This is a genomic window from Lysobacter sp. GCM10012299 (assembly GCF_042649405.1).
GTDB lineage: Bacteria > Pseudomonadota > Gammaproteobacteria > Xanthomonadales > Xanthomonadaceae > Lysobacter_J.
In genome coordinates, this window is record NZ_JBHRZC010000008.1 from 24694 (window position 1) to 47172 (window position 22479).

13 protein-coding genes and 1 pseudogene are annotated in these 22479 nt (G+C 67.1%); 7 read left to right on the forward strand and 7 right to left on the reverse strand.

Annotation, left to right across the window (positions count from 1 at the left end):
* The first annotated feature begins 150 nt into the window (after nt 1-150).
* The gene (locus ACFOPO_RS17045; RefSeq protein WP_386704787.1) at nt 151-1572 is read left to right on the forward strand and encodes an amino acid permease; all 1422 of its coding nucleotides are present in this window, start codon (nt 151-153) and stop codon (nt 1570-1572) included.
* Between the two features lie 43 nt (nt 1573-1615).
* Here ACFOPO_RS17045 and ACFOPO_RS17050 read toward each other — a convergent pair whose 3' ends face one another.
* Entirely contained in the window at nt 1616-2464 is an 849-nt protein-coding gene (locus ACFOPO_RS17050) for an NAD-dependent protein deacetylase (RefSeq protein ID WP_386704788.1), read from the reverse strand.
* 88 nt (nt 2465-2552) lie between these two features.
* Here ACFOPO_RS17050 and ACFOPO_RS17055 point away from each other — a divergent pair, with 88 nt between their 5' ends.
* Nucleotides 2553-7031, forward strand: coding sequence for a DEAD/DEAH box helicase (locus ACFOPO_RS17055; RefSeq protein ID WP_386704790.1), 4479 nt, complete (start codon nt 2553-2555; stop codon nt 7029-7031).
* Complete coding sequence (locus ACFOPO_RS17060) at nt 7028-8230, forward strand: glycerophosphodiester phosphodiesterase family protein (protein WP_386704791.1); 1203 nt, start codon at nt 7028-7030, stop codon at nt 8228-8230. The genes ACFOPO_RS17055 and ACFOPO_RS17060 overlap by 4 nt, the downstream gene beginning before the upstream one ends.
* 174 nt (nt 8231-8404) lie before the next feature.
* Here the strand turns inward: ACFOPO_RS17060 and ACFOPO_RS17065 are convergent, their stop codons facing one another.
* The gene (locus ACFOPO_RS17065) at nt 8405-10615 is read right to left on the reverse strand and encodes a M3 family metallopeptidase (protein WP_386704793.1); all 2211 of its coding nucleotides are present in this window, start codon (nt 10613-10615) and stop codon (nt 8405-8407) included.
* Between the two features lie 179 nt (nt 10616-10794).
* Here ACFOPO_RS17065 and ACFOPO_RS17070 point away from each other — a divergent pair, with 179 nt between their 5' ends.
* The 4 genes from ACFOPO_RS17070 to ACFOPO_RS17085 all read left to right on the forward strand — a co-directional run bounded on the left by ACFOPO_RS17070 (nt 10795) and on the right by ACFOPO_RS17085 (nt 16597).
* Nucleotides 10795-12837, forward strand: coding sequence for an amidohydrolase family protein (locus ACFOPO_RS17070; protein WP_386704795.1), 2043 nt, complete (start codon nt 10795-10797; stop codon nt 12835-12837).
* Between the two features lie 365 nt (nt 12838-13202).
* On the forward strand, nt 13203-15506 hold the full coding sequence (locus ACFOPO_RS17075) for a TonB-dependent receptor (RefSeq protein WP_386704886.1): 2304 nt from the start codon (nt 13203-13205) through the stop codon (nt 15504-15506).
* Nucleotides 15507-15711: 205 nt separating this feature from the next.
* On the forward strand, nt 15712-16194 hold the full coding sequence (locus tag ACFOPO_RS17080) for a glutathione peroxidase (RefSeq protein WP_386704797.1): 483 nt from the start codon (nt 15712-15714) through the stop codon (nt 16192-16194).
* A 4-nt stretch (nt 16195-16198) separates the two neighbouring features.
* Nucleotides 16199-16597: a hypothetical protein gene (locus tag ACFOPO_RS17085; RefSeq protein WP_386704799.1), complete on the forward strand. Its 399-nt coding sequence runs from the start codon at nt 16199-16201 to the stop codon at nt 16595-16597.
* 12 nt (nt 16598-16609) lie between these two features.
* On the opposite strand, the gene ACFOPO_RS17090 is transcribed toward ACFOPO_RS17085, so the two are convergent.
* The 5 genes and pseudogenes from ACFOPO_RS17090 to ACFOPO_RS17110 all read right to left on the reverse strand — a co-directional run bounded on the left by ACFOPO_RS17090 (nt 16610) and on the right by ACFOPO_RS17110 (nt 22342).
* Entirely contained in the window at nt 16610-17419 is an 810-nt protein-coding gene (locus ACFOPO_RS17090; protein ID WP_386704801.1) for a ferredoxin--NADP reductase, read from the reverse strand.
* A 120-nt stretch (nt 17420-17539) separates the two neighbouring features.
* The gene (locus tag ACFOPO_RS17095) at nt 17540-18757 is read right to left on the reverse strand and encodes a PQQ-dependent sugar dehydrogenase (RefSeq protein ID WP_386704803.1); all 1218 of its coding nucleotides are present in this window, start codon (nt 18755-18757) and stop codon (nt 17540-17542) included.
* Between the two features lie 52 nt (nt 18758-18809).
* Nucleotides 18810-20669 carry an ABC transporter ATP-binding protein gene (locus ACFOPO_RS17100; RefSeq protein WP_386704805.1) on the reverse strand — a complete coding sequence of 620 codons (1860 nt, stop codon included), beginning with the start codon at nt 20667-20669 and terminating at the stop codon, nt 18810-18812.
* A 72-nt stretch (nt 20670-20741) separates the two neighbouring features.
* Nucleotides 20742-21506, reverse strand: a pseudogene (gene xth / locus ACFOPO_RS17105) (exodeoxyribonuclease III); the annotation flags it as partial.
* Nucleotides 21503-22342, reverse strand: a complete 840-nt coding sequence (locus ACFOPO_RS17110; RefSeq protein ID WP_386704806.1) for a hypothetical protein — start codon at nt 22340-22342, stop codon at nt 21503-21505. The gene ACFOPO_RS17110 and the pseudogene xth, both read right to left, overlap by 4 nt.
* Nucleotides 22343-22479: the final 137 nt, after the last annotated feature.

Genomic DNA, 22479 nt, shown 5'->3' on the forward strand with positions numbered 1-22479 from the left:
CCATGTAGCCCGGGTAAGCGCAGCGCACCCGGGGCCCAAGCCACGCCGCACAACAATCCCTCCCCCCGCGCAAGCTGCACTGCACATCGCATCGCCGACGGCTTTGCCCCACTATGTGCGTCCATTTCGCCAGCTCGACACGAGGGTTCTATGCAGACTTGGTTCCGGCGCAAGGACATCGACCGGGTCACGGTCCACGAGGAAGGGCGCCGCCTGGTGCCGACCCTGGGCTGGCCGCACCTGATCGCGCTGGGCATCGGCGCCATCGTCGGCACCGGCATCTACACCCTGATCGGCGTCGGCGCCAATCTCGCCGGGCCCGCGGTGCTGCTGTCGTTCCTCGTGGCAGGCATCGTCTGCGCCTGCGCCGCGCTGGCCTACGCCGAAATGGCGACGATGATGCCGGCCGCCGGCAGCGCCTATACCTACAGCTACATCGTGCTGGGCGAGGCGATCGCCTGGGTGGTCGGCTGGAGCCTGATCCTGGAGTACTCGCTGGTGGTCAGCACCGTGGCGGTCGGCTGGTCCGGCTACGCCGTCGGCTTCCTCAAGGGGCTCGGGGTGGACCTGCCGTTGTGGCTGACGGCCGGTCCGCACGCGGGCGGCCTGGTCAACCTGCCTGCGGTGGGCATCGTCTTCGTCGTGGCCGGCCTGCTGATGGCGGGCACGCGCGAGAGCGCCACGCTCAACGCCGTGCTGGTGGTGCTCAAGATCATCGCCCTGGGCATCTTCGTCGCGATTGCCTTGCCGCATTTCGATGCCGCCAATACCCAGCCCTTCATGCCCTATGGCTTCGCCAAGTCGATGGGTGCCGATGGCGTGGAGCGCGGCGTGATGGCCGCGGCGGCGATCATCTTCTTCGCCTTCTACGGATTCGATGCGATCTCCACGGCGGCCGAGGAAACCAAGAACCCCGGCCGTGACCTGTCGATCGGCATCGTCGGTTCGATGATCGGCTGCACGCTGATCTACATGGTCGTGGCGCTGGCCGCGGTCGGCGCGCTGAGCTACACGGTGTTCGGCAACAGCCCCGAGCCGCTGGCATTGATCCTGCGCGAGCTCGGCCAGGGCAAGGCGGCCACCGTGATTGCAGCGGCAGCCGTGATCGCGTTGCCGACGGTGCTGCTGGCGTTCCTGTACGGCCAGAGCCGCATCTTCTTCGTGATGTCGCGCGACGGCCTGCTGCCGCGCGGCCTGTCGAAGGTCAATGCGCGCACCGGCACGCCGATCGCCACCACGCTGTTCACCGCAACCCTGGTCGCGGCGCTCGCGGGCGTGGCACGCCTGGACGAAATCGCCGCGCTGGCCAATGCCGGCACACTGGCGGCCTTCATCGCGGTGGCGGTGTGCCTGCTGGTGCTGCGCAAGCGCGACCCGGAGCGCAAGCGCCTGTTCCGCACGCCGTTGGCGTGGGCGGTCGGACCGATCGCGATCTTCGGCTGCCTGTACCTGTTCTGGAGCCTGCCGCACCGCACGCAGTTGTGGTTCCTGGTGTGGAACGTGATCGGCGTGGTCGCTTACCTGGCCTACGGTCGCAAGAGCAGCCTGCTGGCCGTCGGCAAGGAAGCGTAAGCACGGCCGCCCGCGCAGGAGCCAGCATGCTGGCTCCTGCCGGTCAGGCCATGGCCGCTGTCAGCACCGCGCCGACGTCGGCCTGCAGTTTCAATCCCGCCAGATCGTCGGCACGCGTGCGACCGCGGTTGACGATGGCGATCGGCATGCCGGCCTCGTGCGCGCTGCGCACGAAGCGGAAGCCCGAATAGACCATCAGCGACGAACCCGCCACCAGCATCGCGTCCGATGCCTGCAGCGCTTCCTGTGCCTGCAGGTAACGCGGACGCGGCACGTTCTCACCGAAGAACACCACGTCCGGTTTGAGCATCCCGGCGCAGCGCGCGCACGCGGGCACCTCGAACGTACTGAAGTCATGGCCGTCGAGGTCGGCGTCGCCATCGGGCGCGATGGCGGCATCGAGGTCGAGCCAGGCCGGATTCAAATCTGCCAGCCGCTCCTGCATCGCCGCGCGCGGCTGGCGATCGCCACAGGCCAGGCAGACCACGTCGTCGAGCCGTCCATGCAGGTCGATCACTTCGCGACTGCCTGCGCGCTGGTGCAGGCCATCGACGTTCTGGGTAAGCAGGGTCGCGAGGCGTCCTTGCTGCTCCCAACCTGCAAGCGCGCGATGCGCGTCATTGGGCCTGGCGTGGGCGATGCGTGGCCAGCCGATGAAGCTTCGGGCCCAGTAGCGGGCGTTGACCTGCGGATCGGTCGTGAATGCCTGGTAGGTCACCGGCGGGGTGCGCTTCCATTGGCCATCGCCGTCGCGATAGTCGGGAATGCCCGAACCGGTGCTGCAGCCGGCGCCGGTGAGTACGAACAGGCGCCGGTGGGGGCGCAGCCACTCGCGCAGGAGATCAGCTTCCTGAAGCGGGGCAGGGGGCAGGTTGTTGGGAGCCACGGACATGCCCCCATCTTCTCATTCACCGGGTTTTCCGGCCCGCAACCTGAATGTCGTCTCACGGACTGAGACGGCCCTGCGACAGGATCTCCCCATGCCCCTGGATGCCTTCCATCCCGCCGTTGCCGCCTGGTTCGCCAAGGCATTTCCTGCGCCGACCCCGGCGCAGGTGCAGGCGTGGCCGGCGATCCGCAGCGGCCGCAACACGCTGGTCGCCGCGCCGACCGGTTCAGGCAAGACCCTGACCGCATTCATGACCGCGATCGACGGCCTGATCCGGCAGGGGCTGGCCAATGCTGGCGACACCGGGCTGTTCGGCGACGAGCCGAGCGCAGCACCGCCGGACGAAACCGTGGTCGTCTACATCTCGCCGCTGAAGGCGCTGTCGAACGACATCCGCATCAACCTGGAGGCGCCGCTCGCCGGCATTCGCGCCGAACTGCAGGCCATGGGCCTGCCCGATGTCGAAATCCGCACCGCGGTGCGCACCGGTGACACCCCGCAGGCCGAGCGCGCACTGACGCGGCGCAAGCCGCCGCACATCCTGGTCACCACGCCCGAATCGCTGTACGTGCTGCTGGGCTCCGAGTCCGGGCGGGCGATGCTGTCGACGGTGCGCAGCGTGATCGTCGATGAAATCCACGCCGTCGCCGCCAGCAAGCGCGGCAGCCACCTGGCGCTGTCGCTGGAGCGACTGGAAGCACTGGCCGGTCGCAACATCACCCGCATCGGCCTGTCGGCAACGCAGAAGCCGATCGAGACGGTGGCGCGATTCCTCGTGGGTGAGCCCTCCCCTTCAAGGGGAGGGTTGGGAGGGGATGGGTTGGACGCCCCGATCCAACAGGATGTCGACTGCACCATCGTCGACATCGGCTACACCCGCGAACGCGACCTCGCCCTCGAGCTTCCGCCGACACCGCTCAGCGCCGTCATGTCCAACGACCAGTGGGACCAGGTGTACGTGCGCCTGGCCGACCTGGTCGAGCAGCACCGCACCACGCTGGTGTTCGTCAACACGCGGCGCATGGCCGAACGTGCGGCGCGCCACCTCGGCGAACGCCTGGGCAAGGATGCGGTCGCCGCGCACCACGGCAGCCTGGCCAAGGAGCTGCGCCTGGATGCCGAGCAGAAGCTCAAGCGCGGCGAATTGCGCGTGCTGGTGGCGACCGCTTCGCTGGAGCTGGGCATCGACATCGGCGACGTCGACCTGGTGTGCCAGCTCGGTTCGCCGCGATCGATCGCGGCCTTCCTGCAGCGCGTCGGCCGCTCCGGACACCACGTCGGCGGCGTTCCCAAGGGTCGGCTGTTCCCGCAGACGCGCGACGAACTGGTCGAATGCGCGGCGTTGCTGGATTCGGTGCGTCGCGGCGAACTCGACGCGCTGGTCATGCCCGATGCGCCGCTTGACGTGCTCGCCCAGCAGATCGTCGCCGAGGTGTCCTGCCGCGAGTGGGACGAGGACGCGCTGTACGACTGGGCGCGTCGTGCCTGGCCGTACTCGCAGCTCAAGCGCGAGGACTTCGATGCCGTGGTGCGCATGCTCGCCGAGGGTTTCACCACCCGCCGCGGCATCCGTGCCGGCTACCTGCATCGCGACGCAGTGAACCGCAAGCTGCGTGGCCGCAAGGGCGGGCGCATGACCGCGCTGATGTCCGGCGGCACCATTCCCGACACCGCCGACTATGCCGTGGTGGTGGAACCGGAGTCGTTGTTCATCGGCAGCGTCAACGAAGATTTCGCCATCGAGAGCATGGCCGGCGACATCTTCCAGCTGGGCAACGCCAGTTATCGCATCCTGCGCGTGGAGCCGGGCAAGGTTCGCGTCGAGGATGCACAGGGCGTGCCGCCGAGCATTCCGTTCTGGCTGGGCGAAGCGCCCGGCCGCAGCGACGAGTTGTCGTTCGCGGTGTCGCGACTGCGCGAGGAAGTGGCTTCGCGGCTGGATGCGGATGCAACGCCGGTGGCGCAGGCGGCCAGCGAAGCATGGCTTCGCGACGACCTCAACCTGCCGGCCGCCGCCGCGCAGCAGGTCAGCGAGTACCTCGCCAGCACCCATGCCGCGCTGGGCGCGATGCCGAGCCAGCACACGCTGGTGCTGGAGCGCTTCTTCGACGAAAGCGGCGGCACCCAGCTCGTCATCCACACTCCCTACGGCAGCCGCATCAACCGTGCCTGGGGCCTGGCCCTGCGCAAGCGCTTCTGCCGGCAGTTCAACTTCGAGCTGCAGGCGGCCGCGACCGAGGACGCGATCGTGCTGTCGCTGTCCACCAGCCACAGCTTCCCGCTGGAAGAGGTCTCGCGCTACCTGCATTCGTCCTCGGCCGAGCATGTGCTGGTCCAGGCCCTGCTCGATGCGCCGATGTTCGGCGTGCGCTGGCGCTGGGCGGCGACCACCGCCCTGGCCTTGCCGCGTTTCGTCGGAGGCAAGAAGGTCCCGCCGCAATTGCAGCGGATGAAGTCCGAGGACCTGCTGGCGACCGTGTTCCCCGACCAGGTCGCCTGCGCCGAGAACCTCGTCGGCGAGCGCGAGGTGCCCGACCACCCGCTGGTCGCGCAGACCCTGCACGACTGCCTGCACGAGGCGATGGACATCGAAGGCTGGCTGCGCCTGCTGCGGGCGATGGAGGCGGGCGAAGTCAGGATCGTCGCCCGCGACCTGAGTGCGCCGTCGCCGTTCGCGGCCGAGGTGCTCAACGCGCGTCCGTATTCGTTCCTGGACGATGCCCCGCTGGAGGAGCGTCGCACCCAGGCCGTGCAGACCCGCCGCTATGCCGATGCGCAGAGCGCCGACGACCTCGGCCGCCTCGATGCAACCGCTATTGAAGCCGTGCGCGAGGAAGCCTGGCCACAGGTTCGCAGCGTCGACGAGATGCACGAAGCGCTGATGGGCCTTGGCGCGGTCACCGTGCGCGAAGTTCGCGAGAACGGCTGGGCCGACTGGCTCGCGCGCCTGGCGAAGGACCATCGCGCCACCTCGCTGCGGGACCCGGCCGGCGGTGGTGGGATCGCCCTGAGCGCAGGTGTCGCCGTACTCAGCGGCGACGGCAACGACCTGTGGTGCGCCGCCGAACGACTGCCGCAGCTGCTCACGATCCATCCGCAAGCACAGCTCAAACCCGCCATCGAGGCCCCGGCCGAGTTCGCGCAACAGGTCTGGTCACGCGACGACGCCCTGGTCGAACTGCTGCGCTCGCGCCTGACCGGGCTCGGCCCGACGCCCGCGCAGGTGCTCGCCGACGAACTCTCGCTGCCGCGCGGCGATGTCGAGCAGACCCTTCTGCGCCTGCAGGGCGAAGGCTACGTGATGCAAGGGCGCTTCACGCCCGGCATTGACGTGGACGAATGGTGCGAGCGTCACCTGCTGGCGCGTATCCATCGCTACACCTTGCGTCGCCTGCGGCGCGAGATCGAACCGCTGTCGCCGCGCGACTTCATGCGCTTCGCCTTCGACTGGCAGCGCGTCAGTCCTTCGACGCGGGTGCAGGGCCCCGAAGCGCTGGTCGGCGTGCTGTCGCAGCTGGAGGGCTACGAGGCGCCCGCGTCGGCGTGGGAATCGGAACTGCTTCCGGCGCGCGTCAGCGACTATTCGATTTCCTGGCTCGACGACCTGTGCACGTCGGGACGGACACTGTGGACGCGGCTGCGTCCCGGCAGCAGCGAGGCCAATGCCGCCCGCGGCAGTACGCCGGTGCGCAGCACGCCCGTCGTCCTGCTGCCGCGACGCGACGCGGCGACCTGGACGCGGCTGGCGCCGGCGACAACGGCCGACGAGGACCTGTCGACGCGCGCCCAGCGCGTGCTCGACCACCTGGTCGGACACGGAGCCTCGTTCTTCGACGAACTTGTTACCGGCGCGCACCTGCTGCGCACCGAACTGGAGGACGCACTGGCGGAACTCGTCGCGCGCGGGCGCGTGCACTGCGACAGCTATGCCGGCCTGCGCGCGCTGCTGGTGCCGGCGTCGAAGCGGCCCGGTGCGCAGAACGGACGTCGCCGCCGCGCGGCGCTGTTCGGCATCGAGGACGCAGGCCGCTGGGCATTGATCCGGCGGCCGCCAGGCAGCGACAAGCGCGATCCTGAGGATGTGGAGCACATCGCCCGCGTATTGCTGCGACGCCACGGCGTGGTGTGCTGGCGCATGCTCGAACGCGAGGCATCCTGGCTGCCTCCGTGGCGCGAGCTGGTGCGTGTCTACCACCGGCTGGAGGCGCGCGGCGAGATCCGTGGTGGACGCTTCATCGCCGGCCTGTCCGGCGAGCAGTTCGCGCTGCCCGAGGCGATAGGGCTGATGCGCCAGGTGCGCCAGCGACCGCACGATGGTGCCCTGGTCTGCGTGTCGGCGGTCGATCCGCTGAACCTGCTCGGCACCGTGCTCACCGGCAACAAGGTGCCGCGCCTGGCCGGTTCGCGCATCGCCTTCCGCGACGGCATCGCCGTGGCAACGCTGGTGTCGGGTGAGGTCGAGATGCTGGTGGAACTCGACCCGGATGATGCCCGCACGGTGCGCAAGGCATTGCTGCGCGAGCCGGACTCGACGTTCGCGCCCGTGCCGGACGTTCCTGCACACAGGTGAGCACCATCGACCAGAACGATCGACCGCAGCATCAGGGCCTGATCGTCATTGGCCATCGCGGCGCCAGCGGCTACCGCCCGGAACACACGCTGGAGTCCTACCGACTGGCGATTCGACAGGGCGCCGACTTCATCGAACCGGACCTGGTCGCCACCCGCGACGGCGTGCTGGTCGTGCGACACGAGAACGAGATCTCCGGCACCACCGACGTTGCCGCACACCCGGAGTTCGCCAGCCGTCGCACCACCAAGGTCATCGATGGCGTTTCGATGACGGGCTGGTTCACCGAGGACTTCACCCTCGCCGAACTGAAGACGCTGCGGGCGAAGGAGCGCATCCCGGCGATCCGCCCTGCCAACACGCGCTTCGACGGCATGTACACGATTCCGACGCTGGCCGAAGTGATCGCGCTGGTGAAGCGAGAGAGCCGCCACGGCCGCAAGGTCGGCATCTACCCCGAGACCAAGCACCCGACGTATTTCGCCCGCGAAGGCAGGCGAATCGACGGCCGGCCCATCGCCATCTCGCTGGGTGCCAAGCTGGTGGAGACGCTGGTAGCGGAAGGCTTCACCGACCCGAAGCGCATCTACGTGCAGAGCTTCGAATTCGCGAACCTGATCGAACTGAAAAGGCAGCTGATGCCGGCGGCCGGCATCGACCTGCCTTTGGTGCAGCTGTACGACGATTTCAACGAAGCGCGCCCCTACGACGTGGTCTACAACGCGAGCCACGGCAGTGACATGAACGCCCTTTACGGCGGGCTGGCCGGGCAGGTCGAAGGCGGCCTGACTGCGTCGACGCGCTACGGAGCCTTGGCCACCGAGCCGGTCCTGCAGTGGATGACGGCGAACTACGCCAGCGGTGTCGGCCCCTGGAAAGGCAACCTGCTGCCGCGCCAGCCACTCGCACCGCCGGTCGATGCCAACGGCGACGGCAAAGCCGAGCTGGCGGGGCAGGGCACCGCCCTGGTGCACCCGATGCTGGCCTGGGCATTGAAGGCAGGACTGCAGGTCCATCCGTACACGCTGCGCGCCGAGGAAACCTTTCTTGCGCAAACGCCAGGTGGCGTCACGCAGTCTGTGGTAGCCGAAGCGATGCAGCTGTATGGGCTCGGCGCACAGGGCTTCTTCATCGACCAGCCCGACCAGGGCGTGCTGGCGCGGGAGATGTTCCTCAAGCTTAGCCGCTTGGAGCCGTAGGGCCGAAGCAACGTCGATGGGTTCCCGCCTTCGCGGGAATGACGGATTTCGGACGACGCCGACACGAAGCGAAGGCAGCGGCAAGATGGATCCCGGCGTTCGCCGGGATGACGGCAATAAAAAACCGCCCGGGTCTCCCCGGGCGGTTTCGTCAACGCCATCGCATGGAGCGACTTACTTCTTGGCAGCCTTGCCCGTTGCCTCGGAACCCGAGGTCGCGGTCAGGCCACGCTTCTCCAGCAGCGGCTCGATCTTCGGATCGTGGCCGGCGAAGTTGCGGAACAGCTGCAGCGCATCGACGCTGCCGCCCTGCGACAACAGCGACTGGCGGAAATGGTCGCCGTTCTTGCGCGTCAGGCCACCGTTCTCCTTGAACCACTCCACCGAGTTCGCATCCAGCACTTCCGACCAGATGTAAGCGTAGTAGCCGGCCGCATAGCCACCCATGATGTGGCTGAAGTACGGCGTCCGGTAACGCGGCGGCACCGCGTAGAAATTGACACCGTCCTTCTTCAGCGCGGTGGCTTCGAAGCCCATCACGCCGTTGGCCGCCGGCAGCTGCGACGCCGTCGCCTGGTGCCAGTTCTGGTCGAGCATCGCCGAACCCAGGTACTCGGTCGTCGCGAAGCCCTGGTTGAACTTCGAGCTGGCCAGCACCTTGTCGAGCAGTTCCTTCGGCATCGCCGCGCCGGTCTGGTAGTGCTTGGCGTAGTTGGCCAGGATCGACGGCCAGTCAGCCCACATCTCGTTGACCTGCGACGGATACTCGACGAAGTCGCGCGGCACGCTCGTGCCCGAGAAGTAGGGGTACTCGACGTTCGAGAACATGCCGTGCAGCGCATGGCCGAACTCGTGGAACGCCGTGGTCACCTCGTCCCAGGTCATCAGCGTCGGCTTGCCTTCCGACGGCTTGGGGATGTTGAGGTGGTTGGCCACCACCGGCTTGAAACCGGTCAGGCCCGACTGGTCGACGTACGAGTTCATCCACGCACCGCCACGCTTGGAGTCGCGCGCGTACGGATCGAAGATGAAGATCGCCAGCTGCGAACCGTCCTCGTTGAACACGTCGTACACCCAGGTGTCGGCGTGGTACTTGGGCAGGTCGGTGCGCTGCTTGAACTTCAGGCCGTAGAGCTGGCCGGCGGCGTAGAACACGCCGTTCTCGAGCACGTTCTTCATTTCGAAGTACGGCTTGAGCTGCGACTCGTCGAACGCGTACTTCTCCTGGCGGACCTTCTCGGTGTAGAAGGACCAGTCCCACGGCTCGAGCTTGAAGGTCGGCTGGCCCTTGGCCTTCTGTTCCTTGTCGATCATCGCCTGCAGGTCGGCGCCTTCGCGCTCGGCGTTGGCGACGGCAGCCGGAGCGAGCTGGCCGAGCATCTTGTTGACGGCTTCGGGCGACTTCGCGGTCTCGTCGTCAAGGACGTACGCCGCGTAGTTCGGGTAGCCCATGATCTTGGCGCGTTCGGCGCGCAGCTTGGTCACCTGCGAGACGATGGCGGTGTTGTCGTAGGCGTTGCCACGGCTGCCGCGTGCGATCGAGGCCTTGTGCAGGCGCTCGCGCAGCGCGCGGTTGGTCAGCGAAGCTTCCGGCGGCTGGCCGGTGGTGTTGAGCAGCGCGATGACGTACTTGCCGTCGAGCTTGCGTGCCTTGGCTGCCTCGGCGGCAGAGGCGATCTGCTCGTCGGTCAGGCCATCGAGCTCTTCCTTGGTGTCGACGACGATCGCCGAATCGTTCACCTCGGCCAGCACGTTCTGGCTGAACTTGGTGCCCAGCGCCGCCAGCTCGGCGTTGATCGCCTTGGTGCGGGTCTTGTCGGCTTCCGACAGGTTGGCGCCGGAGCGGACGAAGTCGGTGTAGTAACGCTCGACCAGGCGCACGCCCTGGGCGTCCAGGCCGAGGCTGTCGCGGGTCTCGTACAGCGCCTTCACGCGGGCGAAGAGCTTGGCGTTGAGGTTGATCGCGTCACGGTGCGCGGAGAACTTCGGCGCGTAGGTCGCCTGCAGCTTCTCGCGGGTCGGATTGGTGTCGGTGCCGACGAGGTTGAAGAACACCGTGGTGGCGCGGGTCAGCGTGCGGCCCGACTTCTCCATCGCGATGATGGTGTTGTCGAAGGTCGGCTTGGCGGTGTTGTTGGCGATCGCGTCGATCTCCTTCAACTGCTCGGCCATGCCGGCGTCGAAGGCGGGCGCGAAGTCGGCGTCCTTGATCTTGTCGAACTGCGGGTAGTGCAGCGGCAGCGGGCTGTCGCTGAAGAACGGGTTCACGCTGTTGGGCGTCGGGGCTTGCGCGCTCACGGACGTATCTGCCTTGGGGGTCTTGGCATAGGTGGGGGCGGTTGCGCTCAATGCCACGGCCAGGGCCAGCGCGAGAGGGTGCTTCATTGGACTGAAACCTCGTCAAAGGGAGCCCGCAGCCTACCTGATGGGGGGCTTCGGGACCCCTGACGAAAGGCATGGGCCGGACAACGGCCCGGACTGGCAAAGGCTGGCTACACTCCGTACCGGCTCCCGGGTGCGCTGCGCTTACCCGGGCTACGACCTGTCCGTCCTGGGGAAACCGCATGAACCTGACCCGAACCCTTGTCCTTGGCCTTGGTCTGATCGGGGTCAGCGCCACGGCCCTCGCCGCCGAGACCGTCCGCTACGTCGCCCTCGTCGACGGCGGCAAGCAGGCGGGCCAGCAGGTGGTCACCCGCGGCGCCGACGGCAAGACCAAGGTCGACTTCATCTTCAAGGACAACGGCCGCGGTCCCGAGCTGAAGGAAGAGTTCACCCTGGCCGCGGACGGCACCTACCTGACCTACCGCTCGCAGGGCACCACGACCTTCGGCGCCAAGGTCGATGAAACCTTCAGCCGCAAGGGCCACGAGGTGCAGTGGAAGACGACCTCCGACGACGGTCACCAGACGGTGTCAGGCACGGCCCTGTACTCGGCGCTGGGCGGAACGCCGGAAAGCTTCTCGGTGGCGATGAATGCCTTGTCCAAGCGCAGCGACGGCAAGCTGCCGCTGATCCCCAACGGCACGCTGACCTCGCGCACGGTCGCGACGGCGAAGGTGGAGTGCGGCAAGTCGCCGCGCGACGTCGAGCTGCATGCGGTCACCGGCGTCGGCCTCACGCCGACGTTTGCCTGGGCCACCACCGGCGCCAATCCGCGCCTGTTCGCCTACATCTATCCCGGCTACCTGCAGCTGATCGAGGACGGTTGCCAGGCCGACGCCAATGCCCTGGAAGCGCGCCAGAAGCAGGCCGAAAGCCAGGTCCTCGTCGATCTTGCCAAGCGCCTGGGCCACCCGCTCGCCGGCACCACGCTGATCACTAACGCGCGCGTCTTCGACAGCGAGAACGCCAAGCTGGGACCCTCCAGCGACGTGCTGATCCAGGACGGTCGCGTGGTCTCGATCACGCCGGCCGGCAAGGGCAAGGCCAATGCCGACAACCTCATCGACGCCGGCGGCAAGGTGCTGCTGCCCGGCCTGTTCGACATGCACGGCCACGTCGGCCGCTGGGACGGCGGACTCAACCTCGCCACCGGCGTGACCACCGTGCGCGACATGGGCAACGACAACGCCACGCTGCAGCAGATGCTGGTGGAGATCAAGGACGGCACGCTGATGTCGCCCGACGTCGTCCCGGCCGGTTTCATCGAAGGCGAGAGCAACTTCTCCGCGCGCAACGGCTTCGTCATCAAGGATCTGGCCGGCGCGAAGAAGGCGGTCGACTGGTATGCCGAGCACGGCTATCCGCAGATCAAGATCTACAATTCGTTCCCGAAGGACGTGCTCAAGGACACGGTGGCCTATGCCCATTCCAAGGGCATGCGGGTGAGTGGCCACGTGCCGGCGTTCCTGCGCGCGCAGGACGTGGTAGACGACGGCTTCGACGAGATCCAGCACATCAACCAGCTGATGCTGAACTTCTTCGTCGACGAAAAGACCGACACGCGCACGCTGGCGCGGTTCTACCTGGTGGCCGACAAGACCGACGGCCTGGACCTGGACAGCAAGCCGGTGCAGGACTTCATCCACACGCTGGCGTCGAAGAAGGTGGTGATCGACCCGACCCTGGCCACGTTCGAGTTCCTGCATCAGCGTGAGGGCGAGATGTCGCCGATCGTGGCCGAGGTCGCCGACCACCTGCCGCCGGACATCCAGCGCGGCCGCCGCGTCGCCGAGATGAACATCCCGGACGATGCCACCGCGCAGCGCTACAACCGCTCCTACGCCAAGATGATCGAGTTCGTCGGCCGCGCCTACAAGGCCGGCGTGCCGATGGTGGCCGGCACCGACGAGATGGTCGGCTTCACCCTGCAGCGCGAGCTGGAGCTGTACGTCCAGGCCGGGCTGACCCCGTCCCAGGCCTTGCAGGTGGCCACCTGGAACGGCGCCAAGTACACCCGAACGCTGGCCGAGCGCGGCTCGGTGGCGCCGGGCAAGCGGTCGGATATCGTGCTGATCGACGGCGATCCGACGGCGAACATCGCCGATATCCGCAATGTGGCGCTGGTGATCAAGGCCGGCACGGCGTATTACCCGGCCGAGATCCACGAGGCGCTTGGGATCAAGCCGTTCGTGCCGGCGGTGAAGGTCAGCGCTGCGCGCTGAGCCCCCCTCTCCCCGGCGCCATTCGGCGCCATCCCTCTCCCACAAGGGGAGAGGGCAACGCGGACCCCAGAACCTCTCCCTGTTTCCCCCTCTCCCCTTGTGGGAGAGGGACAGGCCGCGAATGCGGCCAGGGAGAGGGGTAGGGGCGTACGCACAAGTACGGCCCTTTAACAGTCTGGTAACATTCCGCCCGTCATGTCAGCTGCCATGGCGCGGGACGGGTCCGCGTCGAGGTCGTCAGGGGACGGCCTGAAGTCACGTATCGCCGCATTTGCATGTCGGAGAGTGGCATGTCGGTGCGTCGGCCTTCGAATCCTTGGTGTCCCATCCTTGACACCACCCATCGAGACCGCTCCATGCCTTCCATGCCGCTTGCACGCAAGCTTCCCCGTCACGCCCTGACCGTTGCCATCGCCCTGATGCTGCCGGTCCAGGTCGCTTTCGCGCAGGATGCGCAGACCCCGGTCGAGACTGCCCAGGCCACCAACGGCAAGTCCACCACGCTGGAGACCATCGAGGTCACCGCGCAGCGCAAGGTCGAAAACCTCCAGGACGTGCCGGTCTCCGTGACCACGCTCAACGCCGAGCAGCTCGACGTGCTCGGTTCGGGCGGCAACGACGTGCGCTTCCTGTCCGGTCGCGTGCCCAGCCTCAACATCGAATCCTCGTTCGGTCGTGCCTTCCCGCGCTTCTACATCCGCGGCTACGGCAACACCGACTTCCGCCTCAACGCGTCGCAGCCGGTGTCGCTGGTCTATGACGAAGTCGTCCAGGAAAACCCGATCCTCAAGGGCTTCCCGGTGTTCGACCTGGATCGCGTCGAAGTGCTGCGCGGCCCGCAGGGCTCGCTGTTCGGTCGCAACACCCCGGCCGGCGTGGTCAAGTTCGAGTCGGTGCGCCCGTCGCAGGACTTCGGCGGCTACGGCAAGGTCGGCGTCGGCAGCGACAACATGTTCAACTTCGAGGGCGCCGTCGGCGGCGGCCTGACCGAGAACTGGTCGGCCCGTGCCTCGGCGCTGTTCCAGCGTCGCGACGACTGGGTCACCAACACCTACCCGGGCCCGAACGACGGCTTCGAAGGCTATGACGAGTCGGCCGGCCGCGTGCAGTTCCTGTACGAAGGCGAGTCGTTCGAGGCGCTGCTCAACGCACACGCGCGCCACCTCAACGGCACCGCGCGCCTGTTCCGCGCCAACATCATCAAGCCGGGCACCAACGACCTGGTCGACGGCTTCGATGAAGACAAGGTGTCGGTGGATGGCCTGAACCACTCCGAGCTCGACAGCCAGGGCGCCAGCGCGCGCCTGACCTGGAAGGTCGGCGACTACAACCTGTACTCGATCACCGGCTACGAGTCGGTCGAGACCTATAGCCGCGGCGACATCGACGGCGGTTTCGGCGCGGTGTTCCTGCCGGTGTCCGGCCCCGGCGTGATTCCGTTCGCGTCGGAAACGGCTGACGGCATCCCCGACCACTCGCAGTGGACGCAGGAGTTCCGCATCGAGTCGAACTTCGACACCGCGTGGAACTGGCAGGCCGGCCTGTTCTACTTCAACGAAGACTACGACGTCGAAAGCTTCAGCTACGACTCGCTGGCAGGCGGCATCCAGGACGGCTACGAGCGCGTCAACCAGACCAACGATTCGTGGGCGGTGTTCGCCGCGACGACCTGGGACGTCAACGACGCCTTCCAGCTGCGTGCCGGCGTGCGCTACACCTGGGACGACAAGGACCTGGCCGTCAAGGAATACTGGCAGACCGGTTTCGCCCCGTGCGTGCTCGGCGGCAAGTGCAACATCGCACAGCTGGCGGCGATGGAGCCCGACGGCAACCTGCTGGAGTCGACGCAGGACAAGAAGTTCAACTGGGACCTGTCGGCCACCTACGAAATCAATGACGACGTGAACCTGTACGGCCGCGCCGCCACTGGCTACCGCGGCAGCAGCATCCAGGCCGCGGGCGCGTTCAACGGCATGTCGATCGCCGGTCCGGAAACCTCGACCTCGATCGAAGCGGGCATCAAGGCCGACCTGTGGGACAAGCGCGCGCGCATCAACGCCGGCGTCTTCTACTACGAGGTCAAGGACCAGCAGCTCACCGCCGTCGGCGGCGAGACCGGTAACGCCAACATCCTGCTCAACGCCGACAAGTCGACCGGCCAGGGCTTCGAGATGGACTTCCAGGCGTACCTGACCGACAACCTGCTGATGACCCTGGGCAGCAGCTACAACGACACCGAGATCAAGGATCCGGACCTGGCCGTCTCGCCGTGCGCGGCCTGCACCGTGACCGACCCGCTCGATGCCAACGGCAAGGCCCTGATCGATGGCAACGTCCTGCCGCAGGCGCCCAAGTGGAACCACAACCTGACCCTGCGTTGGGGCATCCCGATGGACAACGGCGGCGAGTTCTACGCCTACACCGACTGGGTCTACCGCAGCGAAGTGAACTTCTTCCTGTACGACTCGGTCGAGTTCACCGGCAAGTCGCTGGTCGAGGGCGGTCTGCGCCTGGGCTACACCTGGGACTACGGCAAGTACGACCTCGCCGTGTTCGGCCGCAACATCACCGACGAAGTGCAGGTCGTCGGCGGCATCGACTTCAACAACCTGACCGGCTTCATCAACGAGCCGCGCACGGTGGGCGTGGAGTTCAAGGCCGGCTTCTGACGGCTGCTGCAAGCGCGTGACACCGACAACGCCGGGCCAGCCCCGGCGTTGTCGTTTTCGAAGGTCTCGTCCGTGGCCCGGGTAAGCGCAGCGCACCCGGGATCCCGCCGCAGTCCCCCGTACTCCCCCGAATGCCAACGTTTTCAGCCGCCGCACCCCCAGGCCCGGCGCTATGCTCGCCACTACTGCCCCGGAGTCTCCCCCCATGACTACCGCCTACGACTTCAGTGCCACCGACATCGATGGCCAGCCGCGCGCGCTGGACGAGTTCCGTGGCAAGGTCCTGCTGATCGTCAACGTCGCCTCCCAGTGCGGCTTCACCCCGCAATACACCGGCCTGGAGAAGCTTTCCCGGGACTTCGGCCCCAGGGGCCTGGCCGTGCTCGGCTTCCCCTGCGACCAGTTCGGCCACCAGGAACCCGGGGACGAGGCCGAGATCCGCAACTTCTGCTCGCTCAACTACGACGTGACCTTCCCGATGTTCGCCAAGATCGAGGTCAACGGCGCCGGCGCCCACCCCTTATGGAAGTGGCTCAAGGACGAAAAGGGTGGCATCCTCGGGCTGGACGGGATCAAGTGGAACTTCACCAAGTTCCTCGTGGGGCGGGACGGTCGGGTCATCAAGCGCTACGCGCCGACCGACAAACCCGAGTCGATTGCGAAGGACATCGAAGCCGCATTGGGGTGATGCCATGCTTAGACAGGTCATGCAGGCCCAGCTGCAGGTCGACATCGAAGATCACGATTTCGGCCTGCGCGTGCATGTGAGCGGCGAAGAGAATCTCGACAACACGCTGGCCTACTGGCGCGAAATCATGCCGCGCCTGGAAGTGGCGCAGGGCAACGGCGTGCTGCTCGTCGACGAGCTGACCGGCGAAGCGATGCAGGAACACGAATGGCTGGAGCTGGTGCTCGCCATGGAATATGCCCGGCTGTGGCGCTACCGCATCGCCCACGTCAAGCCGCGCGGCGTGCAGGACGTGGAGTACTGCGCGCTGTATGCACGCGATGCCGGCGTCGACGCCGCGGTGTTCACCAGCGAGCTCGAGGCCGAGCGCTGGCTGCGCCGTCCGGTGAGCGTGCCTGCCTGAGGGCAGGGGCGCTTACTTCTCGACGAAGGCGCGCTCGAACACGTACTGCCCCGGCACGCCGATGCGCGGTGCCGCGGCGAACCCGCGTCCGTCGAGGATGCCGCGGAAATCGGCCAGCATCTGCGGGCTGCCGCAGATCATCGCGCGATCGAGTTCGGGATCCAGCGCTTCCAGGCCCAGCTGATCCATCATCCGCCCGCTGTCGAACAGATCGGTCAGGCGACCGCGGTGATCGTTGCCCGCGAACGCGAATTCCTCGCGCGTGACCGCCGGGTAGTACTTGAGCTTGGCGGCAATCTGCTCGCCGAGGAATTCATGTCGCGGCAGCTCGTTGACGAAGTAGTCGCGGTAGGCGAGGTCGCTGGCGCTGCGCACGCCGTGGGTCAGGATCACCCGGTCGAAGCGCTCGTAGGTTTCCGGGTCCTTGATCACCGCCAGCCACGGCGCCAGGCCGGTGCCGGTGCCCAGCAGGTAGAGATTGCGGCCGGGGTGCAGGTCGTGGATCAGCAGGGTGCCGGTCGGCTTGCGGCCGATCAGGACCTGGTCGCCGGGCTGGATCGATTTCAGGCGCGAGGTCAGCGGCCCGTTGGGCACCTTGATGCTGAAGAACTCCAGCTGCTCTTCCCAGTTCGCGCTGGCGATCGAGTAAGCGCGCAGCAGCGGCCGCGTCGAGCCGTCCGCCTGCGGCACTTCCAGTCCGATCATCACGAACTGGCCGTTCTCGAAGCGGAAACCGTCGTCGCGGGTGGTGGTGAAGCTGAAGTAGTCGTCCGTCCAGTGACGGACATCCAGCACCGTTTCGGTGCCAAATGCGGAAGACATGCCGGTGCTTGGGGGGAGGGTGACCGGCGGGCATTGTAGCCGATCAGCCCAAGCTGAGACTGATTCTCATCTGGCGATCGGAGCAGGCGCTCGCGGGCGCCTGCTCCGTCGCGCGGCCTCTCAGCCCGCCGGCGGATCCAGCCGCAGCAGCTTGCCGTTGTCCTCGTCGGTGAGCACGTAGACCTTGCCATCGCTGCCGACGCGCACGTCGCGGATGCGCGAGGTCAGTTCCTTCAGCAGGCGCTCTTCGCCGGTGATCTTGTCGCCGTCGAGGCTCAGGCGGATCAGGCTGCTGTCGGCCAGCGCGCCAAGGAACAGGCTGTTGTCCCACTTCGATCCGGCATGGCCGGTGTAGAAGGCCATGCCCGACAGGCCCGGCGACTTCTCCCACACGTGGTACGGCTGCTCCATGCCCGGCGCCGAAGTGCCGACGGCTTCGGGGATCTTCAGACCCGAGTAGTTGATGCCGTGGGTGATGATCGGCCAGCCGTAGTTCTTGCCCGGCTCGGGGATGTTGATCTCGTCGCCGCCGCGCGGGCCGTGCTCGGCTTCCCACACCTTGCCGGTGCGTGGATCGGTGGCCAGCGACTGCATGTTGCGATGGCCATAGCTCCAGATTTCCGGGCGCGCATCCTTCCGACCGACGAAGGGATTGTCGCTGGGCACGCTGCCGTCGAGGTTCAGTCGCACCACCTTGCCCTGCAGCATGTCCAGCTTCTGCGCGGTCGGGCGATCGTTGCGTTCGCCCTGGGTGATGAACACATGGCCCTTGCCGTCGAAGGCGATGCGCGAACCGAAGTGGTTCGGGCCTTCGAGCTTGGGCTGCTGCTGATAGATGCGGCGCACGTCGGTGATCGCGGCATCGCCCAGCGTGGCCATGGCCGCGGCGGTGCCGGCGGTGCCGTTCTCGCCCGGCTCGGCATAGCTGAAGTAGATGCGCTTGCTGCTGGCGAAATCCGGCGCCAGCGCCACGTCGAGCAGGCCGCCCTGGCCCTGCGCCCAGACCTCCGGCACGCCGCCCAGCGGCGCGGACACGGCACCGTCGGCGGACACGCGGCGCATCCGGCCGGGACGCTCGGTCACCAGGAAGCTGCCATCGGGCAGCAGCGCCACGCTCCACGGGTGCGACAGGCCGGACGCGATCTCGGTCACCTGCACCGGCCCGTTCGCGCTGGCGACGGTCTGCGTCGGCATCGACTTCGGCGCCGGCTTGGCGCTGGCGGCTGCGTCGGCGGCGCCCTTGCCCGTGCCTTGATCTGCGCCCTGTTGGGCCTGGCAAGCGGCAAGCGAAAGCGACAACGCGAAGGCGAGGGCAGTGCAGTGCAGGTGGTGGCGCATGGACAGACTCCCGGTGCGGAGGATTCAGGGTGAAGAGGGTGAGGCAGGGCCGTCAACGATACCCGGCGGCCTGCAATTCAAAAAGTTCGGCGTAGCGGCCGCCCTGCTCCAGCAGCTCCTGGTGGGTGCCGCTGGCCTCGAGCCGGCCCTGCGCCAGCACCAGGATGCGGTCGGCCATGCGCACGCTGCTGAAGCGGTGCGAAATCAGCACCGCGGTCTTGCCGTGCGAGAGTTCCTTGAAGCGCTTGAACACTTCGAACTCGCTGCGCGCATCCAGCGCTGCGGTCGGTTCGTCGAGGATCATCACCTGCGCATCGCGCATGTAGGCACGGGCGATCGCGATCTTCTGCCACTGCCCGCCGGACAGGTCGACGCCGGTCTTGAAGCGCCGCCCGATCAGCTGGTCGTAGCCATTGGGCAGGCTCTCGATCACCTCATCAGCCGCCGCACGACGCGCGGCCTCGCGAATGCGCGCACCGTCGGCCATCGCGTCGATCTGGCCGACACCGATATTCTCGCCGGCGGTGAGGTGGTAGCGCACGAAGTCCTGGAAGATCACGCCGACGTTGCCACGCAGGTCGTCCAGGTCGTAGTCGCGCAGGTCGCGGCCATCGAGCGTGATGCGCCCCTCGTCCGGGTCATACAGTCGTGCCAGTAGCTTGACCAGCGTGGTCTTGCCGGCCCCGTTCTCGCCGACCAGTGCCAGCACTTCGCCGGCACGCAGTTCGAAGTCGAGCCCGCGCAGCGCCCATTTGTCCGCATCGGGATAGCGGAAGCCGACGTTCTCGAAGACGAAGCCGCGCGTGATCGGGCGCGGCACCGGCAAGGCGTTCGCGGGCGAAACGATCTCGGGCTTGATCTCGAAGAACGAGAACAGGTCGTCCAGGTACAGCGCCTGTCCGGCCACCTGCGAGAAGCCGATCAGCAAACCCTCCAGCAACTGACGCAGGCGGCGGAAGCTGCCGGCGAGGAAGGTGAGGTCGCCGATGCTGAAATCGCCGCGCACGGTGCGCCAGGCGATGTAGGCGTAGGCGACGTAGTAGCCCATCGTGCCCAGTGCTGCCAGCAGCGCGCCCCAGGCGGCGCGGCGGCGGGCGAGCGCACGGTTGGCGCGGAAGAATCCGTCGGCCAGTTCGCGGTACTTGGCGATCAGGTAACGGTGGAGGTTGAAGATCTTCACCTCTTTCGCCGTTTCCACACTGGCACCCATCTGCCGCACGTACTCGAGCTGGCGGCGTTCGGGCGTCCAGGCGAAGTTGAGCGAATAGCCCAGCGCGTTGAAGTGCGCCTCGCCGACGAACGAAGGCACCAGTGCCACCGCCAGCAGCACGATCAGCCAGGGCGCGTAGACCAGCAGCCCGGCAGCGAAGCTGACCACCGTGATCGCATCCTGCACCTGGCCGAACAGCTGGCTCATCAGGTTCATCCGTCCCATCGTCTGGCGGCGCGCGCGATCGAGCTTGTCCTGCAGGTCGGGATCTTCGAAGTCCTCCAGGTCGAGCGTGGCGGCATGCTCCATCAGCCGCACGCTGGTGACGTTGGTGAACAGCTCCGACAGCAGCGAATCGCCGTAGCTGATCAACCGGCCTAGCAGGTCCGAACCGATCGCCAGGGCGAACTCGAGCAGGAGCAGCGACGACAGTGTGTCGAGCTGGCCGCTGCGCCAGGCATCGCCGATCGAGTCGAAGCCACTGCCGGCCGCCACCAGCCGCACGGCCTCGTCGATGATCAGCTTGCCGACGTAGAGCGTGGCAATGGGCAGGAACGCGCGCACCACGCGCAGGCCGAGCGTGGTCAGCGTCAGCCCGGGGCTGGTCGCCCAGATCTGGCGCAGGAACGGCGGCAGGTTGCGCAGCGCGTCGAATCGTTCGCGCAGGCTCGGCTTGGCGGGTGCGGTCGAAGTGGCTGGCATGGAGTCGCAGGATAGGGCACTTGGGCGGCGACCGACGTCAATGCCTGCGTGCCATCAATCCGGATCGAGCACGATCCATGTCGGCGCATGGTCGCTGGCCCGCTCCAGGTCGCGCACCCAGCGATCGACGCCGGCTTCGCTCAACCGCGGCGCCAGCTCGGCATTGAGCAGCAGGTGGTCGATGCGCAGGCCGGCATCACGCTGCCAATGCTGGCGGAAGTAGTCCCAGAACGTGTACACGCGCTCCTCGCCGAACAGCTCGCGCAGCGAGTCGGTCCAGCCCTGCGCGAGCAGTTTCTGGTATCGCTCGCGCGATTGCGGCTGCAGCAGCGCGTCCTTGCGCCACGACTTGGGGTCGTAGATGTCCTCGTCGGTCGGCACGACGTTGTAGTCGCCGGCGAGCACGACCGGTTGCCCGCTTGCATACAGTTGCTTCGCGCGTTTGATCAGGCGGTCGAACCACGCCAGCTTGTAGTCGAACTTCGGCCCCGGCTGCGGGTTGCCGTTGGGCAGGTACAGGCAAGCGACCACGATGCCTTGAACCGCGGCTTCGATGTAGCGGCTCTGGCTGTCGTCCGGGTCGCCGGGCAAACCGCGCCGGACCTCGACCGGGTCGCTGCCGCGGGCGAGGATGGCGACCCCGTTCCACGCCTTCTGGCCATGCCAGATCGCGCCGTAACCGGCGTCGGCGAGGGCCTTGCGCGGGAACTGCTCGTGCGCGGCCTTGAGTTCCTGCAGGCAGGCCACGTCGGGCGCTTCCTTGCGCAACCAGGCCAGCAACGATTCAAGGCGTGTGTTGATGCCGTTGACGTTGAACGTGGCGATCTTCACGCTCAGAAGCGATACACGCCGCCCAGTCGGATGCCGCTGTCCTGGAACTCGAGCCGGCCGTCGAAGCGGCTGGCTTCGGCGTCGGCGTCGATGTTGTTGAAGGTGTAGTCGAGCATGAAGCCGAAGCTCTCCCACGGGAACCACTCGACGCCGCCGCGCGCGAAGGTGACGTCGGCATCGATGTCGTTGATCTTCGCGGTGAAGTAGCCGGCTTCGGCATAGATGCGCCAGTCGTCGGCCGGGACCCAGCGCCAGCTCGCGCCGATCGATGGGGCAGGAACGTCGGCGGAAACCTGGCGATCAAATTCTGCGCCGCCCTGGTTGCCATTCGCATCCAGCTCCAGGCCAAGGTCGAGCTCGACCTTGTACCAGACCAGTCCCAGGCGCGGGCCCAGCGCCCAGGTCTCGTTGTTGGCGACCCACCAGTTGTAGTTGAGCTCGTAGGCATCGAGGTTGTACTCGCTGCGCACCGTGGCGCTGGCCGGGTACACCGCGCCGTCAAAGGTGATGTCGCGGTTGAGGGTGCGCGAGGAGTTGAAGCTGTCCTGGTAGTAGGCGATGCCGAACTCGTGGTTCTCCAGTGGCCGCCACGAGGCGGAGATCAGGCCGATCGTGCTGTCGCCATCGAGGCCGAGGTCGCGCTTGAGGTCCACGTTGGTGCCGCGCAGGGTCTCGCCGTCGGCGCGCAGCTCGGTGTCGAACTTGCTGATGTAGCCGGCGATGCGGACGTTGAAAGTGTCCAGGGGCTCGATGGCCGCGGCGGGGAACGAAGCGGCCGAAAGGAGGACGGCGGGCATCAGCAGGCGGCCGACAGCCCCGCTACGGCGTTGCGAAGACGACATGGGAACCCCCTCAGGCTGGCGGCAGGCGGGGGCCGGCCGCGTAGATGTTCAGTTTCTGTAACGTTCCATGTGGGCTGTGCGTGAAATGTGAAGGCCGCGATTGCCCCCGGATTGGCTTGGGATCCACCCCAACGGCA

Excerpts from the sequence above, each read along its gene's own strand:
- ACFOPO_RS17045 (WP_386704787.1), top strand. The coding sequence starts at position 151 with ATGCAGACTTGGTTCCGGCGCAAGGACATCGACCGGGTCACGGTCCAC.
- ACFOPO_RS17050 (WP_386704788.1), bottom strand. The coding sequence starts at position 2,464 with ATGTCCGTGGCTCCCAACAACCTGCCCCCTGCCCCGCTTCAGGAAGCT.
- ACFOPO_RS17055 (WP_386704790.1), top strand. The coding sequence starts at position 2,553 with ATGCCCCTGGATGCCTTCCATCCCGCCGTTGCCGCCTGGTTCGCCAAG.
- ACFOPO_RS17065 (WP_386704793.1), bottom strand. The coding sequence starts at position 10,615 with ATGAAGCACCCTCTCGCGCTGGCCCTGGCCGTGGCATTGAGCGCAACC.
- ACFOPO_RS17070 (WP_386704795.1), top strand. The coding sequence starts at position 10,795 with ATGAACCTGACCCGAACCCTTGTCCTTGGCCTTGGTCTGATCGGGGTC.
- ACFOPO_RS17075 (WP_386704886.1), top strand. The coding sequence starts at position 13,203 with ATGCCGCTTGCACGCAAGCTTCCCCGTCACGCCCTGACCGTTGCCATC.
- ACFOPO_RS17080 (WP_386704797.1), top strand. The coding sequence starts at position 15,712 with ATGACTACCGCCTACGACTTCAGTGCCACCGACATCGATGGCCAGCCG.
- ACFOPO_RS17085 (WP_386704799.1), top strand. The coding sequence starts at position 16,199 with ATGCTTAGACAGGTCATGCAGGCCCAGCTGCAGGTCGACATCGAAGAT.
- ACFOPO_RS17090 (WP_386704801.1), bottom strand. The coding sequence starts at position 17,419 with ATGTCTTCCGCATTTGGCACCGAAACGGTGCTGGATGTCCGTCACTGG.
- ACFOPO_RS17095 (WP_386704803.1), bottom strand. The coding sequence starts at position 18,757 with ATGCGCCACCACCTGCACTGCACTGCCCTCGCCTTCGCGTTGTCGCTT.
- ACFOPO_RS17100 (WP_386704805.1), bottom strand. The coding sequence starts at position 20,669 with ATGCCAGCCACTTCGACCGCACCCGCCAAGCCGAGCCTGCGCGAACGA.
- ACFOPO_RS17110 (WP_386704806.1), bottom strand. The coding sequence starts at position 22,342 with ATGTCGTCTTCGCAACGCCGTAGCGGGGCTGTCGGCCGCCTGCTGATG.